The organism is Thalassotalea montiporae (assembly GCF_053485855.1).
This window is the reverse complement of record NZ_JBQRUO010000001.1, coordinates 1,455,946-1,474,508: the sequence shown is the minus strand read 5'-3', so window position 1 is coordinate 1,474,508 and position 18,563 is coordinate 1,455,946. Positions and strand designations below refer to the sequence as shown.

The 18,563-nt window shown below is 42.8% G+C and carries 19 protein-coding genes; 4 read left to right on the top strand and 15 right to left on the bottom strand.

Annotation, left to right across the window (positions count from 1 at the left end; translation table 11 throughout):
• Positions 1-82: 82 nt before the first annotated feature.
• The 4 genes from glmM to rlmE all read right to left on the bottom strand — a co-directional run bounded on the left by glmM (position 83) and on the right by rlmE (position 5,057).
• Positions 83-1,420, bottom strand: coding sequence for a phosphoglucosamine mutase (glmM, locus tag ACSLUR_RS06375; RefSeq protein ID WP_116013889.1), 1,338 nt, complete (start codon positions 1,418-1,420; stop codon positions 83-85).
• 2 nt (positions 1,421-1,422) lie between these two features.
• Positions 1,423-2,274, bottom strand: a complete 852-nt coding sequence (folP, locus tag ACSLUR_RS06370) for a dihydropteroate synthase (RefSeq protein WP_448552822.1) — start codon at positions 2,272-2,274, stop codon at positions 1,423-1,425.
• A gap of 156 nt (positions 2,275-2,430) precedes the next feature.
• Positions 2,431-4,362, bottom strand: a complete 1,932-nt coding sequence (ftsH, locus tag ACSLUR_RS06365) for an ATP-dependent zinc metalloprotease FtsH (protein ID WP_448552821.1) — start codon at positions 4,360-4,362, stop codon at positions 2,431-2,433.
• A gap of 65 nt (positions 4,363-4,427) precedes the next feature.
• A complete protein-coding gene (gene rlmE / locus ACSLUR_RS06360; RefSeq protein ID WP_448552820.1) occupies positions 4,428-5,057 on the bottom strand; it encodes a 23S rRNA (uridine(2552)-2'-O)-methyltransferase RlmE in 630 nt (209 codons plus the stop codon).
• A 138-nt stretch (positions 5,058-5,195) separates the two neighbouring features.
• Here rlmE and yhbY point away from each other — a divergent pair, with 138 nt between their 5' ends.
• Entirely contained in the window at positions 5,196-5,492 is a 297-nt protein-coding gene (yhbY, locus tag ACSLUR_RS06355) for a ribosome assembly RNA-binding protein YhbY (protein WP_115999916.1), read from the top strand.
• A gap of 218 nt (positions 5,493-5,710) precedes the next feature.
• Here yhbY and adk read toward each other — a convergent pair whose 3' ends face one another.
• From adk to ACSLUR_RS06320, 7 genes are all read right to left on the bottom strand, one after another.
• Positions 5,711-6,355: an adenylate kinase gene (gene adk, locus ACSLUR_RS06350; RefSeq protein ID WP_448552819.1), complete on the bottom strand. Its 645-nt coding sequence runs from the start codon at positions 6,353-6,355 to the stop codon at positions 5,711-5,713.
• A gap of 329 nt (positions 6,356-6,684) precedes the next feature.
• Positions 6,685-7,896 (bottom strand): putative manganese transporter, encoded by a 1,212-nt coding sequence (locus tag ACSLUR_RS06345; protein WP_448552818.1) that lies wholly within the window; start codon positions 7,894-7,896, stop codon positions 6,685-6,687.
• Positions 7,897-8,028: 132 nt separating this feature from the next.
• Entirely contained in the window at positions 8,029-8,328 is a 300-nt protein-coding gene (locus ACSLUR_RS06340) for a S24/S26 family peptidase (RefSeq protein WP_115999913.1), read from the bottom strand.
• A gap of 30 nt (positions 8,329-8,358) precedes the next feature.
• Positions 8,359-8,868 (bottom strand): superoxide dismutase, Ni, encoded by a 510-nt coding sequence (gene sodN, locus ACSLUR_RS06335; protein ID WP_115999912.1) that lies wholly within the window; start codon positions 8,866-8,868, stop codon positions 8,359-8,361.
• 28 nt (positions 8,869-8,896) lie between these two features.
• Complete coding sequence (locus tag ACSLUR_RS06330; protein WP_448552816.1) at positions 8,897-9,091, bottom strand: hypothetical protein; 195 nt, start codon at positions 9,089-9,091, stop codon at positions 8,897-8,899.
• Positions 9,092-9,255: 164 nt separating this feature from the next.
• Positions 9,256-9,720 (bottom strand): DUF2753 family protein, encoded by a 465-nt coding sequence (locus ACSLUR_RS06325; protein ID WP_448552814.1) that lies wholly within the window; start codon positions 9,718-9,720, stop codon positions 9,256-9,258.
• 10 nt (positions 9,721-9,730) lie between these two features.
• Positions 9,731-10,216, bottom strand: a complete 486-nt coding sequence (locus tag ACSLUR_RS06320) for a plastocyanin/azurin family copper-binding protein (RefSeq protein WP_448552812.1) — start codon at positions 10,214-10,216, stop codon at positions 9,731-9,733.
• A gap of 481 nt (positions 10,217-10,697) precedes the next feature.
• On the opposite strand from ACSLUR_RS06320, the gene ACSLUR_RS06315 reads away from it, so the two are divergent.
• Positions 10,698-11,168, top strand: a complete 471-nt coding sequence (locus tag ACSLUR_RS06315) for a GNAT family N-acetyltransferase (RefSeq protein WP_448552810.1) — start codon at positions 10,698-10,700, stop codon at positions 11,166-11,168.
• A 134-nt stretch (positions 11,169-11,302) separates the two neighbouring features.
• Here ACSLUR_RS06315 and htpG read toward each other — a convergent pair whose 3' ends face one another.
• The 3 genes from htpG to nhaR all read right to left on the bottom strand — a co-directional run bounded on the left by htpG (position 11,303) and on the right by nhaR (position 14,708).
• Positions 11,303-13,264 carry a molecular chaperone HtpG gene (htpG, locus tag ACSLUR_RS06310; RefSeq protein ID WP_448552808.1) on the bottom strand — a complete coding sequence of 654 codons (1,962 nt, stop codon included), beginning with the start codon at positions 13,262-13,264 and terminating at the stop codon, positions 11,303-11,305.
• Between the two features lie 204 nt (positions 13,265-13,468).
• A complete protein-coding gene (locus ACSLUR_RS06305; protein ID WP_448552806.1) occupies positions 13,469-13,753 on the bottom strand; it encodes a hypothetical protein in 285 nt (94 codons plus the stop codon).
• 49 nt (positions 13,754-13,802) lie between these two features.
• A complete protein-coding gene (gene nhaR / locus ACSLUR_RS06300; protein ID WP_448552804.1) occupies positions 13,803-14,708 on the bottom strand; it encodes a transcriptional activator NhaR in 906 nt (301 codons plus the stop codon).
• A gap of 182 nt (positions 14,709-14,890) precedes the next feature.
• Between nhaR and ACSLUR_RS06295 the strand changes: the two genes are divergently transcribed.
• Both ACSLUR_RS06295 and nhaA read left to right on the top strand, forming a co-directional pair.
• Positions 14,891-15,307 carry a hypothetical protein gene (locus ACSLUR_RS06295; RefSeq protein WP_448552802.1) on the top strand — a complete coding sequence of 139 codons (417 nt, stop codon included), beginning with the start codon at positions 14,891-14,893 and terminating at the stop codon, positions 15,305-15,307.
• A 198-nt stretch (positions 15,308-15,505) separates the two neighbouring features.
• Entirely contained in the window at positions 15,506-16,801 is a 1,296-nt protein-coding gene (gene nhaA, locus ACSLUR_RS06290; RefSeq protein WP_448552800.1) for a Na+/H+ antiporter NhaA, read from the top strand.
• Positions 16,802-16,858: 57 nt separating this feature from the next.
• Here nhaA and norR read toward each other — a convergent pair whose 3' ends face one another.
• Complete coding sequence (norR, locus tag ACSLUR_RS06285) at positions 16,859-18,523, bottom strand: nitric oxide reductase transcriptional regulator NorR (RefSeq protein WP_448552798.1); 1,665 nt, start codon at positions 18,521-18,523, stop codon at positions 16,859-16,861.
• Between the last annotated feature and the right edge of the window lie 40 nt (positions 18,524-18,563).

Below are 18,563 nucleotides of genomic sequence, written 5' to 3'. Positions count from 1 at the left end.
TAGAGCGGCGAGATAGTAACTAACCTGCCGCTAACTTACAAGTATTTCCAACGATATGTTGACTGTTTGGCGATTATTCAACCTAACAAGCTAATTTTACTTGTTCTGCAATATCGTTTGCTAGCTGAGTGACCTCTTTGCGATCTGGTCCTTCCACCATCACACGAATAAGCGGCTCTGTACCAGATTTGCGCAATAATACGCGGCCTTTACCTGTAAGTTGTTCATTTACTTGATCAACTGCAGCAATCACATTAGCGGATTCAAGCGGATCGTTATCACCTTCAAAGCGCACATTCACCAATATTTGTGGCAACTTGGTCATGCCTTGGCGCAATTCAAATAATGATTTTTCGGTGCGGCAAATCGCGGTAAGTACATTAAGCGCAGCGATAATACCATCACCTGTTGAGGTATGATTTAGGTTGATAATATGGCCTGAATTTTCAGCACCAAGCTGCCAGCCATTTTCAAGTAGCTTTTCCATCACATAGCGGTCGCCCACTTTGCTTCGAACAAAAGGCACATCCAGCTCTTTTAACGCAAGTTCTAGCCCCATGTTGCTCATTAACGTGCCAACAACACCGCCAGATAATGAACCTGCCGCTAAGTCACTGGTGGCGATCACGTAAACTAACTCATCACCATCAACCACTTCACCGGTATGATCAACCATCATCAAACGGTCGCCGTCACCATCTAGTGCAATACCTAAATCGGCACCGTGCTTAACCACAGCTTCTTGGATTTGCCCCATTGAAGTAGCGCCACATTTGTCGTTGATGTTAGTGCCATTCGGACTCGTCGCAATTTCAATAACTTCAGCACCAAGCTCTTTAAATACATTAGGTGCGATATGATATGTTGCACCATTGGCGCAATCGACAACTATTTTTAGGCCTGCAAGTGAGTACTGACTTGGGAAGTTACTTTTACAAAATTCAATATAGCGACCAGCGGCGTCATCAATACGGGTAGCCTTGCCTAGTTTGTCTGACGCTACACAGGTCATCGGCTTATCAATTTCTGCTTCTATGGCTAGTTCCACCGCATCAGGTAGCTTTTCACCGCTTTGCGAGAAGAATTTGATGCCGTTGTCGTAATACGGGTTGTGTGATGCGCTGATCACGATACCGGCTTCGGCACGAAATGTTTTGGTTAAATAAGCAATACCCGGTGTCGGCATTGGGCCTAGTAAGCCAATGTTAACACCTGCAGCAGAAAAACCTGCTTCCAGCGCAGACTCAAGCATATAGCCTGAAATTCTCGTGTCTTTACCGACTAATACTTTCTTAGTGCCTTGCGCGGCCATTACCTTGCCCGCGGCATAGCCTAGTTTCATCACAAAATCTGGGCTAATTGGCGCTTTACCTACTAAGCCTCGAACACCATCAGTGCCGAAATATTTACGTTCTGACATACTTATCCTCGCGTCAGTTCTGGCCGCTCTGCAGCCCTTAATACAGTTAGTGCATCCACGGTTGCTTTAACATCGTGAACGCGAATTATTTTAGCCCCTTGTTGGGCGCTGATAATCGCAGCTGCCAAACTACCGGCTAATCGCTCATTAACGTCCGCATTTAGCAAATTACCAATCATCGACTTACGTGATATCCCGACCAGCACTGGCAACTCCAAAGCTTGAAAAGCTTTTAGTTCATGTAACAAGCGATAATTTTGTTCAAGTGTTTTGCCAAAGCCAAAGCCAGGGTCAACCAGTAACCTTTCTTTCGCAATGCCTACTTGTTCGCACGCTTCAATGCGCTGTTGAATGAAGTTGACGATATCTTTTGTCACGTCTTGGTAGTGCGGGTTGTTTTGCATAGTGCGCGGTAAGCCTTGCATATGCATTAAACAAATTGGAATATTGCTATTGGCAACGGCTGCTAAACAACCTTCATTTTGAAGCGCTCTGACGTCATTAATCATACCTGCGCCATGAGCAATTGCTTCGCTCATAACTTGTGCTTTGCTGGTATCAATCGACACTATGGTATCAAACCGCTGGTTAATGGCGTCAAGCACAGGAATTACGCGTGCTAACTCATCATCCACTGAAACTTCTGCCGCACCGGGTCGTGTAGACTCACCGCCAATATCAATAATGGCGGCGCCATCATTAATCATTTGCTCAACTTGAAATAATGCATCATCGAAGTTAGCAAAACGGCCGCCATCTGAAAATGAATCTGGCGTGACATTTAAGATCCCCATCACTTGCGGATGAACCAGGGAAAGCTGCTTGTTGGGACATGATAGATGCGTAGGCGTCATAGCGTTCAAATTCATTAATTGTTATTAGTATTTTAAGTCTAACCTTTAGTCGCTTTTTGTTGCCACTAAAAATAAAGCCCCGATAAACGGGGCTTTATATCAATTACAAAGTGCTTTGTATCGATTGCAAAGCAATAATCAATATACTAGATCAATTTACTTAGCAGGTAAATCAGACGGCTCGTCTAAATCAGGTGATTTAGGCTCAACCGATTCCTTTTCATCCACCTTGCTACCTGAGCTTGGCTTTGAACCTGAATTAGAGTCATCAAAGTCAGCTGGAGCACGAACTTCACGGCGCGCCATCAAATCATCAATTTGATTTGCATCAATGGTTTCGTATTGCATTAACGCATCTTTCATCGCGTGCAAAATATCCATATTGTCTTTTAAGATTTGCTCAGCGCGCTGATAGTTGCGATCAATAAAGTCTTTTACTTCGTCATCGATAGCTTTGGCAGTCTCATCAGACATATGCATTGACTTAGCTGATGTACGGCCTAGGAACACTTCACCCTCTTCTTCAGCGAATAGCATAGGACCCATTTTTTCAGATAGACCCCATTGGGTGACCATTTTACGCGCTAAGCCAGTTGCACGTTCGATATCGTTTGAAGCACCTGTTGATACCTTATCAGGGCCATAGATGATTTCTTCAGCGATACGACCACCGTACAGCGATGAAATATTACTTTCTAAATGCTGCTTGCTGTGACTGAAGCGATCTTGCTCAGGTAGGTACATAGTCACACCTAACGCACGACCGCGAGGAATAATACTCACCTTGTAAACTGGATCGTGCTCGGGCACTAAGCGACCTACGATAGCGTGACCCGCTTCGTGATAAGCCGTCATTTCTTTTTCGTCTTCGCTCATGACCATTGATTTGCGCTCAGCGCCCATCAAGATTTTGTCTTTAGCTTTTTCAAACTCTTCCATAGACACTAAGCGACGTGAACCACGCGCAGCAAATAGTGCGGCTTCGTTTACTAGGTTCGCTAAGTCTGCACCAGAGAAACCTGGTGTACCACGTGCGATAACTGATGCTTTGACATCATCCGCTAACGGTACTTTACGCATGTGAACTTTTAAAATTTGCTCACGACCGCGAATGTCAGGTAAACCAACCGTTACTTGACGGTCAAAACGACCAGGACGAAGTAATGCAGGGTCTAGTACGTCAGGGCGGTTAGTTGCCGCGATAACGATAACACCTTCATTACCTTCGAAACCGTCCATTTCTACAAGCATTTGGTTAAGGGTTTGCTCACGCTCGTCGTGACCACCACCAAGACCTGCACCACGTTGGCGACCTACGGCATCAATTTCATCAATGAAGATGATACAAGGTGCAGATTTCTTCGCTTGCTCGAACATATCACGAACACGTGATGCACCCACACCAACAAACATTTCAACAAAATCTGAACCAGAAATAGAGAAGAAAGGTACTTTTGCTTCACCAGCGATTGCTTTCGCAAGTAATGTTTTACCAGTACCTGGTTGACCGACCATCAAAATACCTGATGGAATGCGGCCACCTAGTTTTTGGAATTTGGTTGGGTCACGCAAGTAATCAACAAGCTCTGCCACTTCTTCTTTCGCTTCGTCACAACCAGCAACATCAGCAAAAGTGGTTTTGATTTGATCTTCGCTTAACAGGCGCGCTTTTGATTTGCCAAATGACATTGCGCCTTTACCGCCACCGCCTTGCATTTGACGCATGAAGAAAATCCATACACCAATCAGCAGTAACATTGGGAACCAAGAGATGAAAATAGAGGTTAAAATGCTTGGCTCTTCAGGTAACTGACCCTTAGCACGTACACCTTGTTTAACAAGATCATTGATTAAGTCGCGGTCGTAACCGCCAGGGATTACAGTAACAAACTGCTCACCACTGCGTTTGGTGCCTTCGATAACACCGTTGCGGTCAACGCTCGCTTCGCGCACTTGACCTTGTCTAACATCCTGAATGAAACGGGTATAGTCCATCTGTTGTTCATTACTACCACCCGGAGAAAAAGACTGGAATACAGACATCAGGACGACGGCTATTACCAACCATAAAATAAGATTTTTTGCCATATCGCTCAACTTAACAACCTCTTGCTGTTTATAAAAATGGTGCGACCAAACTGTTCATTAATTTACTACAATTTAAAACCAGTAGCTACTAGATAAACTTCTCTTGACCGTGCACGAGAAGAATCAGGCTTACGAGTTTTAACTACCTTGAAAACGGCTTTAACGTCTTTCATAAACTGATCAAAGCCCTCTCCCTGAAATACTTTGACCACAAAAGCGCCGTTTTTCTTCAAAACTTGATGACACATATCTAATGCCAGCTCAACTAAGTACATACTGCGAGCCGAGTCTGCAGCGTCGTTACCCGTAAAGTTTGCGGCCATATCAGACATCACAACATCAATATCTTTACCATTGATACGCTCTAAAAGCGCCTCAAGTACGGCTTCTTCACGAAAGTCACCTTGCAGAAAATCAACGCCTGCTATCGGGTCCATCGGCAAAATATCACACGCGACAACCTGTCCACCATCCCCAACCTGCTTAACGGCGTATTCAGACCAGCCACCGGGCGCTGCACCAAGATCTACGACCTTCATACCGGCTTTGATCAACTTGTCTTTATTGTTAATCTCTTCAATTTTGAATACCGCTCTTGAGCGAAGGCCAAGCTTTTGCGCCTTTTTTACGTATTCATCGTCAAAGTGTTCATCTAGCCAGCGCTTACTGCTGGCACTGTGTTTTTTCTTACTCACTAAATAACCTTTTTTGCTACTTTAAGTTGAAGTGCGAGGACACAAATCCGTACACAAAAACCAAAGTGCGGACATAGTAATACAGTCTAGATAAGGGTAAAATATGCGAATTCAAGCAAACTGTAACGAAAATTGTTAATGAGCCTAAATAAAAAACAAATCCAACATTTAAAAGCCCTAGCACACGACTTAAAACCCGTTGTGTTGCTTGGCAGCAATGGTTTAACTGAAGCGGTTGTCGCAGAAGTTGACTTCGCACTAAGCCACCATGAGCTAATTAAAGTAAAAATCCCAACAGATAACCGTGAAACAAAAGGGTTAATTGTTGAAGCGATTTGCCGCGAAACTGAAGCTGAAAAAGTACAAGTTATCGGTAAAACGCTAATTATCTACCGCCAATCTGAAGACAAGAAGATTCAACTACCTAAAGGTTAACACCGACTAAGTAATTGCATCTCAGTTGCTCATTTATTGCCGATGTAGCATTAAATGGGCGACTCCCCCTTCTCTCCTCTTTCTCATCTCTTTCTCCCCTTTGCTTAGCCGCTCATCGAAATCTATTTCGATTTTGCAAACTAATCTCAAAATTTAGACATAAAAAAACGGCTCATATAGAACCGTTTTAGAATATTAATGATTAGCTTTAAATAAGCTTAACCAAGCTGCTCCGCTAAAGTATTGCTCACCAATTCTACAGGTTGCGTACCGTCAATAGTTAAGTACTTGCAGTTACCAGCATTTGCTTCTACTTGGTAGTAATCAACAAGTGGCTTAGTTTGCTCGTGGTAAATTGCTAAACGCTTACGTACAGTCGCTTCTTCATCATCTGGACGAACAACTAGGTCTTCACCTGTTTCGTCATCTTTGCCTTCAGTTTTTGGCGGATTGTATACCACATGGTAAACACGGCCAGAACCTGGGTGAACACGACGACCAGCCATACGCTCAACAATCACTTCGTCAGCAACGTCGAATTCGATAACGCTGTCTACATCAACACCGTTTTCTTTCATTGCGTCTGCTTGTGGAATTGTACGTGGGAAACCATCTAATAAGAAACCAGCTTTACAATCGTCTTGGGCAATACGCTCTTTCACTAAACCGATAATTAATTCATCTGAAACTAATTGGCCAGCATCCATCACTTCTTTTGCTTTCTTACCCAGCTCAGTGCCTGCTTTAATCGCCGCACGAAGCATGTCGCCAGTAGAAATTTGAGGAATACCGTATTTTGACATTAAGAATTGTGCTTGTGTGCCTTTACCTGCACCAGGAGCACCTAACAAAATAATGCGCATATAAATCTGCCCTTAGAGTTAAAAACTTATTTGCTTGTGTAACTTAGTTAAACATTAACCAAGCAAATAAGTATCAAAATTTGAATCGTTATTAATTTACGTTTGTATTCTTGCTTAGATATAAGTAAGCGATTATTTATTCTTTGCCTAAATACGGGGTGACACTATACATTTTCGTATCTACGCAAACAAGTGGCATTTCATTGCTTAGATCAAAAAACCAACGTATTTATTTAGTTCCATAACAACTCGTTGATTTAAATAAATATTAAGCAATTTCAATTCGATTAGTTTATGCGTTCATATCATAAAAAATACGCTAAATACCTTTATTCGAAGACAAAATAATAACCATAGGCAACAATTAGCGCAGGAATAGCCGAATATAGCGTCGCGACAATGGCAACTTTTGGTGATAAAGCAATCGCTGGAAACAGTGCATCACCATCGTTACTGATGGCATTACCAAGCTGAGCAGACAGTGGAATTGCACCAGATAAGTATAAAGAAGTGGTGATAATTTGCGGGCCACAACCGGGGATCATACCCACTAATACGCCCATCAAAGGCGCAGCAGCGCCAAAAAGCTTAAAAGCATTGGTTAAGTCAAATTGGCCATAATGCATCACTAATTCAAAGCTCAAAAACGCCATTACTACCCAGCTAGTGACAAAGTTAGTATCAAGCGCCACTTTTTGAAAAGCTTTGCTCTGTTTTAGCTTTTTATCTTCTGCAACTATTGATTCAAAGTTAGTGACTTCACGAGTAACTGACCATAGAAAAATAAAAGTGAGTGCAAATAGCGCCCCTAATGCTGTTACATGGATATCGCTAACGCTAAATACACTGGCCACATCGACTTGCGCAGCCATCATAAGCCCGACAATTGCGCCTGGCAGCATTAACCACTGCCAAGCAAGGCCTTGGTAGCGCAACCGACGAGGCACAGTTTGACTGTGAGCTGAGCCTCGGCTGCTTGAGCATTGTGAGCATTGATCACTAATGGCGTTATCGACAACCGTCTTGCGAAGGAAATCTGGCCCGTGAATACGGTTAACCGCAAGTCCCGATAAAATTCCGACAACTAAAGACATTAATGCCACACCTAGCCCAGTGGGAGGCTCGGCGGCTAGAAGCAAAAATGCCGCGTCGCCCATCGTTGAAGTGAGTACAGCGGCAACAGCGCCAAATCCCATTCGCCCACTAACGTATTGAGTAATGACAACAATTGCACCGCCACACCCCGGTAAAACCCCTAAAACGCTGGCAATAACCACTTGTCGTGTCGCCTGATGGCGCTTATTTTTGGCAATGGTGAGCTGATAAATTTTATCAGCGAATAGGTGATAAACCGCAAGTGTTGCTGCGACAAAAACCGCTACTTGCCAGAAAGCATCCGCTAACACGGAAAGAGTGAGTGAACGTGTCTCGGTATTAACCAATAACACCATAATTACAACTGGAATTAACAAACGGCGGTAGTGAGGCACTAGCGAGCGCAGCGAGAATACATTTAATTTTTCTGATAAAGAAAATGGCATAAGGTACTTATGTTGTGGCGATATGGGCAAGCAAGCAAAGCAAATTTGCGTAGTTATGGCTGGACTTTTTATAGATGGCAGTGAACGTGCGCTGACGGTTTTGGCGTAAGAATGCAGAATGATACACAATAGTTAGTTTTTGGGTTTAAATATTCTGATCACTCGGCCCAATACTTGTGTTTTATTTGCAGGGCCAAGCACCTCTACAGGCACGCTTGCAGCATTTTCTCCTTTACTCCAAATCAAGCCATTGTGATCAACCACAGCAACGGTTTTCACAATAATCCCGTATTCAGGATGATCTATAAGCAAACGTTGACCAGGCTTTATTGGCATAAAGTTGAGCCATTTGGCGGCCAAAATAAAGCACCCCTGCGGAATAACGGGCGCCATACTATGGCCTTTAACTTTCCAAATTTTTAATCCAAGCATAGTGATCTAATCCAGAGTTAGAGCCAAAGCTTAACCTTCAGCCTTTAGGTCTGGGTAAACTAAGTTCTCACTTGGCGGATAAGGGCAATTTGCCGTGTAAGTTGCTACGCCTTTAGTTTGCCAAAAAATATCAGCAAATTGATTAACCTTGTCTAGTAACTTCAACGTTGCCGTGCGATCAATATGTTGTTTAGCGAATGATGCCGCTAACATAATTTCGTGGGTTAACTGGTGCAATTGGGGATGTGCATCAAGTTGCGGCTGTTTGATATAGTCGCCCCAGATAACCCGAATTTCTTCCTTAACAGTTTTGCCGTGGCTTTCTTTTTCGGCAACTAGTCGATTGAATGTTGCTTGTTGCTCAAAGCTTAGCTGTTCATGAGCTTTTAGTTCTTCCAGCAAATCAACCATACGAATCATGGTTAATACCGCTAGCTGAGCCGACATTGGGTCATAAATTTTGCAAGGTATATCGCAATGCGCAGACGCGGTATCAAAAGGATTTTTCTTATCAAGTTGGCTTAGTATTTCAAAAATCATTTTATTATCTCCTATCAATCAAGCATCGTTACTTTTGCTCTTTCGGATTACCTGCGTGTTTTTTCTTGATACGAGACGCTATGGCGAAAGCCAATCCAATTGGTGCTAGCCATAGTAAATGTATTAACATCGCCATCGGGTCACTGTGATCGTGACCTGGGTGGGCGAAAGATAAATTTGAAAAGGTTACCGCGATTAATAAGCATAAAATGCGCATTATCATTGTTGTTCTCCGTACTAATTAGCTATGTTAACTATCTGTATTGATTGGCTCAGTTTACTGGCTTAGTTGATTCGCTTAGCTGCTTATCTGTTCTACTTATCAGAGCTACTTATATGAGCTATGAAATGCTAAGAAATGTCGCGAAGCCTGCCATTAAATCCGCTTTAATGAATCTGCGAAGCGTCTTGATTTAACAATTGCTCCATCGATTCCAGCTTATCCTTGCAGCCTTCACAGATTGGATGTTTTTGTGCGAATTGCATTATTGGCGCTAAGGTCAAACTTAAACCTTTAAACGCGATAAGCTTGATGTCTTCGTCTTGCACTTCTGATTCAGTAACTTCGATTAAGTACTCATGTGGCACCATCAAAAATCGCAAGCTCACCTCTAATTTGCCCATTTCTTCATACAGTGATGACAGGTTGTGACAAGTGCATATCCAAGCCATCAGGGTATCAGCGCACTTTGGCGAGTTGCGGTATTGGTGGGCGAGCAAGTCATACGCTTCACTGTAAAAAAACTCTGCTTGTTGAAACTGCTGTTCGTGAAAAGATTCGTTACCCAGCTTCAACAATGATTGCCACTGGCTTAGGTCTTGATAATCGTGATTTTTATGACTGTGCTCCATGCGCCCTCTCCTACTTCACTTGCGCCAAATAACTTGCCACACGTTCTTTATTCATGACGACGCCAGCACCAACCGTTTCCCATTGTTTTTTCACATCGCCTAAATTGTCTGCACTATCAACTTGAATAACACCTAGCATGCCCATGACAAAATGCGGCGTGCATTTATAGAGGTAAACACCCTGCTCATTAAATGTGTAGGTGAACTTCTGCCCCATAGTGCTAGAAAACTTCTTTGCAGCACTAGGAATGGCAACAGATTCAACATTATGGGTTACATCGGCTGGCAAAAAGGTCACCGTATCGCCTTTCGCAATTTTTAAATAACCTGGAGACATCACCATGGTTTGACCGCTACCATCGGCAGTTAACAACTGTACCTCATGGTTTTTAGCCGCAGCGACATTATTGGCACACAATGCAAGCAGCGCACATAGCCCGATAAAGGTAAAGAATTGGGTGGCTAAATCACGCGCAGAATCTAATTTGGTTCTCATAGTGGTTCTCGTATTTGTCTGATGTTGTTTCACATATAGTCGCGTCACGATTCACGTATTGACGCTTTGAAAAATAACTTATCGAAATATCAGGCACTGACTTATCTTCTCTTGGTCTCTATGCACAGTGCCAACACCTAAATAGTAATCGTTATCATTTAGATCATCAATAACTAATTTGAAATTTTTACAAAGTTGTTTTTATAGCCGTTTTTCATAGCTGCTATGACCAGCCCGCAAATAACATGTTCAACAGCATCAATCGCGTCTGTCGACTAGGGTATTGGCTGTGGAAGGTAAGAGCTGGTGGCAAGTCGGTTCATAAAGAAAACGAGTAAGAGAGGTTTGCTAACACAACTAACCTAGTAAACAAGGTGCAAGTTGCTTCTCTTTATCGCCAGCTAGCTAATTTGATAAACTGAGCGCTTGCTAACTTCTGGCTTAGTTCAGGTTTAGAACAAGTCTAATTAGAACAGAGTTTATGAGCGTTAATATCCGCACTGGCACCATCGAAGAGGTGCTTACCATTAATAGTCAAATTCCTGAGTTTGACGCTAAATTAACCAATGAGAAGCTATCAAGCCGACTGGCTCATACGCCAAGCTTAATTTTGGTCGCTACTATGCAAACACGCGCGAGTATCACTGACCGAGATAAACAAGCATTAGTTGCCTATAAAATTGGCTACGCCACCAGCGGCAGCGAATTTTACAGTTGGTTAGGCGGCGTTGTATCCGCGTATAGAAAATTAGGGATTGCCAACCAGCTCAGAGACAAGCAAGAAAAATGGGCAAGTAAAAATGGATATCGTTACCTGCGGGTAAAATCAATGAATCGGTTCCCGGCCATGCTGCAGCTGTTAATAGCAAACGGCTATCGCATTGAAGGATATGAAGATAAGGGTACGCCTGATAACAGTAAAATATTGTTCTATAAGTTGCTCTGCGAATAGCCACCGATTAAGCTGCCACAACTTTAAATAGTGGCTGTTAGCCTTATTTAGGGCGGGTCACCAATATAAAAAAGGCGCCAAATGGCGCCTTAGTGTTTTCATAAAGAGCGATTATTCTCGCGCTTTCAGCTTGGTTACTTAGCTAAGCTCATCATTAGTTTATTCAGCTTAGCAACAAATGATGCAGGGTCGCTTAAGCTGCCGCGCTCTGCTAGTGTCGCTTGCTCAAATAACACTTCAACCCACTGGTTAAATTTGTCATCGTCTTGCTCATCGGCAACGTGTTTAACTAGCTCGTGCTCAGCGTTAATTTCAAAGATTGGTTGAGTTTCTGGCACTTCTTGACCTACAGATGCCATTAACTTTTGCATCTGAATACTCATATCATCTTCGGCAGTTACGATAACGGCTGGCGAATCAGTTAAGCGGTTAGAAATTTTAACGTCTTGTACTTTGTCGCCCAATGCTTCTTTCATTCGCTTGGCTACTGAATCAAACTCTTGCTCAAGTTTTTCTTGTGCTTCTTTTGACTCTTCATCTTCCATGCCGCTTAGGTCAACACCACCGCGCGCAACAGATTGAAGCTGCTTGCCGTCAAACTCAGTTAAGTGGCTTACTAACCATTCATCGATACGATCAGACAGCAATAAGACTTCAATGCCTTTCTTGCGGAATACTTCTAAGTGCGGGCTGTTTTTCGCTGCAGCGAAACTGTCTGCAACTACGTAGTAAATTTTGTCTTGGCCTTCTTTCATACGCTCAACGTAGTCAGGTAGTGACACGTTTTGCACGCTTGAATCTTCGTTAGTTGACGCAAAACGTAATAACTTACCAATTTGCTCTTTGTTAGCCATATCTTCCGCTGGACCTTCTTTTAGCACTTGGCCAAATTCGTTCCAGAATGATTGATATTGCTCTTGGTCTTTCTTACCTAACTTCTCAAGCATTTTAAGTACGCGCTTAGTACAACCCTTGCGGATGGCTTGCGTTACTTTGTTGTCTTGTAAGATTTCACGCGATACGTTTAGTGGTAAATCGTTTGAATCTAATAAACCTTTTACGAAACGCAGGTAAGTCGGCATAAATTGCTCTGCGTCATCCATGATGAAAACGCGTTGAACGTATAGTTTTAAACCGTGTTGCTTTTCGCGATTGTATAAATCAAATGGGGCTTTGCTCGGAATATAAAGTAGTGATGTGTACTCAGTTGTACCTTCTACCTTGTTGTGCTCCCAAAGCATTGGCTCTGCGTAGTCGTGCGAAACATGCTTGTAGAATTCTTTGTATTCTTCATCGCTAACATCTGCTTTTTCACGTGTCCAAAGCGCTGTTGCTTTGTTCACTGCTTCCCACTTGGCAGGCTCGGCGTCACGCGCTTCAATGGCAGGGCGAATCACATTACCTTCGTCATCTTTCTCTTCTGGTTGTGCTTCTACCGCTGGAATTTCTGGTGTTAGCATTTCAACCGATACTGAGATGTGATCTGAGTACTTAGTGACAATTGACTTTAAGCGCCAATCATCAAGGAATTCATTTTCTTCTTCTTTTAAGTGAAGAATAATGTCGGTACCACGGCCTGACTTTTCGATTTGGCGCGTGGTAAATTCACCCTCACCTTCACTTTGCCACTCTACACCTTCGCTCGCAGCAACACCCGCGGCACGAGAGCGCACAGTGACTTTGTCAGCAACGATAAACGCCGAGTAGAAACCCACACCGAATTGACCGATTAACTGTGAGTCTGACGCTTGGTCGCCAGATAGTTTTGAGAAGAACTCAGCCGTACCTGATTTTGCAATAGTACCTAAGTGAGCGATGATCTCGTCACTTGTCATACCAATACCGTTATCAGAAATAGTAACCGTATTGTTTTCCTTATCGGCACTTACACGTACGCGTAACTCACCGTCACCTTCAAAAAGATCAGCGTTTTGTAAGGCTTTAAAACGTAATTTGTCTGACGCATCCGCCGCGTTTGATACTAACTCACGTAGAAAAATCTCTTTGTTAGAGTAAAGTGAGTGAATCATTAGTTGAAGTAGTTGCTTTACTTCAGTTTGAAAACCATGAACTTCTTTTTGACCTGTCTCAGACATCTGAAACATCTCCTATCTGAACTCAAAATAACCAATATAGCGCTAATTTAGGCAAGCTAGCCGCTACGCTACTTTTTACTTAACAGGAGATATGGGGATAGTGTTTTTGAATTCAAGAAAATTTATGAGAGATTTTTGACGTGGGCTTTGACATCAACTTGATTGAGGTAAAAACAAGCAGGCATGCACTCGCCAATACAGGTATTATTCCGTCAGTACAGAGTAACTTTCAAATTCAACTTCTGCATAACTACCATCATCAAGCTTGAGGGTATGAAACGCTGGTTCACCCTCTTCATCGACAAAGTTAATCTCTAACCATAGTTCGTTGTACTCATCAATCATCCACACTTTATGCAGCAAATTAGAGTCCGCTAAGTATTGATAAAGCTGGTAGGTAGCATATAGCTCATGTTCAGGTTTATCAGCGATAGCGAGAAGATCCGCTGGTACAGAGATGACATTGATAAGAAAGTTTACTGTTTTCATAGTCCTGTATTTATAGCTGCATAACTTAAAGAAGATAAAATCTGTTGGTCTAATCAGTCCTATTAATACCTGCGGCAATTTTAACAATATTTGACACTAGCGGGTGAACAATACTGCCTTGAGGGGTAATGAGTTGATATTCCTGAGAGATATTTTCCGCTTTACCAATGTAAGCAACATTAAATTTACCCATAATCTCTTCTTTAATCATCAGTGGCGCGGGAAATATACCAAAACCATCCCGTCCTAGTGATTTCATTAATGCGATATCGGTAGCATAGACCGTAATATCAGGCGCTATTTTATTCACATCAAACCACTGCATTAAGCTGCGGGTTAAACTGCTGTTTTGACCAGGCATTACCACTTGAGCTTGATCCAAGCAGTAAGGAAAATTAGCGATAAGCTCATCAATATCGCCATCACTATGTGAGGCAAAAAAACCGATTTCGCTGTGACCAATATGCTGACAATAAAGCGGTAGATCTACATCGGCGATCAATGGTAAATCCGTCAAAATCATATCAAGCTTGTGCAGTGCCAGTTGACCAATAAGCTCATCTAAGTTGCCATCTTGAATGCCTAACTTTACATGTTGTTCACCCGTTAAAGCTGGTGATAACCATTTACTGGCTAATGTTTTAGGCAAGCCATCTGTCACGCCAACTCGGCACATGGTCGTTACGTGTTTCTCTCCCGACGCCACTGTGTGCAACCACTCTTGTGCCTTAGCAAACATATCGTCTGCGTAAGATTTAGTTAGGGCGCCAAATTCTGTTAATTCAAGACTACGTCCACGCTTGATAAATAACGGTCGATCTAATCGACCTTCTAAAGCAGCAATTTGAGCACTCACCGTTTGGGGCGCAAGGTTAAGTTTTTGTGCAGCTCGCGAGATGCCACCTTCATTTGCTGTCACCCAAAAATAGTAGAGATGGTTGTAATTTATCTGCATTCGCTGTTCCACGTATCCAGTCTAATTAATCGGCACTATTTCGTAAATTACGAAGTAATAGTCAGAAATATTCAGATTTTATCTTAACGAGAGTTAAATTAACTTTAAAGACCACATGGCTAATAATTGACTGGTCTGAGAATTGGTTAACCACTTCTATCGGTCAATTAATGAGGTGATTTATGCGTATTTCCATTGTAGTGGTTTTAACGATATTGTTCAGCTTTTCAGCGCCTTCTCTAGCGGCTAAATTCTCAGCTGAGGCGATGATAAATGAATGTTTATCCGACAATATATCGCAGCAGCAACAGGTAGGTTGTCAGGGCTTTTTCTATGGCCTTATCAGTAAAAAGCAAGCACTGCTTGAACCAGTAAAATCAAAGGGCCTAGTCGATCGCGCCTACAACAGCAGAACCAGCACCAGTAACTACAGTGTCGTCAAAACACGTAAGTATGGTATGGATCAAGTATGTTTGCCTGACGACATTGACTATCAGACATTCAAAAGTGTGCTAAAGAAAGCTGCGATTAATTACAACGCTCAGCTTGATGTGGAATCAGTCACCGACATTTTGGCGCGACACTACAGTTGCAAATAGCACGCAGTTAATAAATAGCACGTTAGCGCCACCAACTAACTTCACAACTGCGTTCAACGTGCCTATCAGCCCCATGCACTATATTTATTAGTATAAGTCCATAAGCTATTAACTCGCTTATCGCGCTTAAGGGCTTTCTCGTGATAACAAATCTTTCCTAACCGGAACTAAAGGGTAATTTCGACAACAGGTTAAGCTATGACCACGATTAAGAAGTTTTTGCAGCTGGAAGCTGCCGCAGGATTGATTCTTTTATTTGCAACGTTGTTGGCGTTATTAGTCGCTAATAGCGCTTTGTCTGTTTACTACGAGATGCTGATCCAAATTCCAGCAGGCATTCATATCGGTGGTCTAGCGATAAATAAGCCCATTTTACTTTGGGTAAACGACGGCTTAATGGCAGCGTTTTTCTTTTTGGTCGGTTTAGAGTTAAAGCGTGAACTGCTAGAAGGACACTTATCTGAACCTAAAAACACCCTACTTCCAATTTTTGGCGCTATCGGCGGTATGGTTATACCAGCGCTCATTTATTTAGCGCTTAATTATCACGATGAAGTAAACCGCATTGGCTGGGCGATTCCAGCGGCAACCGACATCGCTTTTGCACTCGGCATTTTAATGTTACTTGGCAAGCAAGTTCCTGCCGCACTTAAAATATTCTTAGTGACCCTTGCCATTATTGATGACATTGGCGCCATTATTATCATCGCGGTTTTCTACACTCAACAAATAGAAACCGTACCGCTGTTTATCAGCGCGATATGTTTAGTGATCTTAACTTTACTGAATAAGAAAGGGGTGTCTGACATACCCGCCTATATTTTAATTGGCGGTATTCTTTGGGTAGCTGTTTTGAAGTCTGGCGTTCATGCCACTTTAGCTGGGGTGTTACTCGCTTTCTTTATCCCAATGCGCGATAGCAAGAATCCCGACCACTCACCAGTTAAGCAATTAGAATCTAGCCTACACAGCTCTGTCGCCTTTGTTATTCTGCCACTCTTCGCCTTTGCCAATGCGGGCATCGACTTTCGAGAGCTCACCTCAGAGGCGATAACTCATCCAATCACCTTAGGTATTGCGCTTGGATTAGTAATAGGTAAGCCACTGGGTATTATGTCGATGTGTTTTGTTGCCATCAAACTCGGTATTGCAAGGCTACCTAAGGGTATTGGGTGGTATCATATTTTCGGTGTATCAGTGCTTTGTGGTATTGGCTTTACCATGAGTTTGTTTATCGGCTCGCTCGCCTTTGAAACCACAGGGAGCAACATTATTGTTGATGAACGCCTTGGTATTTTATTAGCGTCATTTATTTCTGCCATTCTTGGCTTTATGATCTTAAAAAATGCGTCTGCAACACAAACGTTAAGTGATGATGGTAATGATAGTCGCCAGAAAGAAAGCGGTTTATCTGGAGACAATACCAATAACTCTGATGATCAAAGTCACTTTGCAGCTAACAGCGGTAAAACCAATACATCCAGTGAGGCATAGTATGCGTAAATTGTGTGCTTTAATTTGGCACATCATTACTTTAGCTTAACTGGTAGACTAACGAACAACTTTATCAATATGAATATCAAGCCGTTTTGCAAGGCGTGTTAAGTTAGCGCGATCAACCCCTAGGTGCTTAGCAGCCCTGCTCCAATTCCCTTGATAGAAGGATAACGCACGACGCACCAGCTGACGCTGATAAGCATCAACATTTTCTCTTAAGTTTATTGGCGTATCGTCAAATTGCTTGTAATCAAAGTGCCCTTGTTCAAAGTGCTTGTTGGCAAATTCATTGCCAATTTCTGTTTGAGTAGAAACTGCTAACAAGTCCTCTTCTGTTGCTTGTTTCGAACCACTAAAACCACCAATTGGGGCTACTAATTCACTATCGTTATCCGTAATCGTTACTATCGACTCATAACGATTAGCAGCTGGCACTTTTGCACACGCCTTTAATGCCGCTCGATTTAATAAATGTTCTAATTCCCGCACATTACCTGGCCAAGCGTAATGCGTTAGCTGCAGCATAAGTTTGGTTGATAATTTTAACTGGCCGACACCAAGCTTGCGTTTTGCACGTTCAATAAAAAAGCCAGCCAGCAAGGCGACATCACCATGGCGATCGCGCAATGCAGGTACTTTGATCGGGTAAACATTTAGTCGGTGATATAAATCAGCGCGAAAACGGCCATTTTCGACTTCATCTTTTAAATTGCGATTTGTTGCCGCAATCACGCGAACATTGACAGTGATAACTTCATCTTGCCCGACTGGCTGAACCTCTTGGCTTTGTAGCACTCGCAGTAGCTTACTCTGCGCAGCAAGCGGCAGTTCGCCCACTTCATCAAGAAAAATAGTGCCGCCATCAGCAATAATAAACTTACCAGCACGCTTACTATCGGCACCAGTAAAGGCGCCTTTAACATGTCCAAATAGCTCACTTTCAATCAAATTTTCGGGTAACGCAGCGCAATTCACGTGAATGATTGCTGCTTCAGACCGACTCGATTGCTGGTGAACACTATGGGCAATAAGCTCCTTACCTGTGCCACTTTCTCCCTCAATCAGCACTGAGTAATTGGAAGGTGCTACCATACGTATCTCATGGTTAAGCTTTTCCATCGCAACACTATGTCCAATAAGTTCGGTATGAGCACCCGACATGCTTGGTTCGTTAATGGCACGCATTACCGCTTTAGAGTGATTAATGTTCGATTCGAGAGAGTTTAAGGTAAGCGCTGTGTGCAAATTAACCGCGACCATTGCACTTACCAAAGACAGCGCACGCTCAGATAAACCATTGAATATATTCGGCATTAAGCTATCAAGCGTTAATATGCCAATTAAGTTTTCATCGAAATAAAGCGGCAACCCCATGCAAGCGTGGATCGGTAAATCGCCTTCTTTGCTACTCAGCAGGCCATCATAGGGATCGGGAAGTGGCGAGTCAGCCGCAAATCGTATCGCTTCTTTTGCGTTGCAAATTTGGCTAAACCTCGGGTGCTCATCAATGACAAAACGTCGCCCCATGGTATCAGCACTTAACCCTTGGCTAGCTATCGGTTGCAAGCAATCACCTTTGATAACGAGCAAAGCGATAGCATCACAGGTAATAACCTTGCGAATTGCCGTTAGGACATCATCAAAGCGTTGCTCGTTTGCCGCGCTCTGTGCCAATTCAATAGATAATTCTAATAATTGATTGTCAGCTAAATTGTTCATTTGATGGTCGTTCTTTTGATTGCTGTTCTTTTGAATGCTG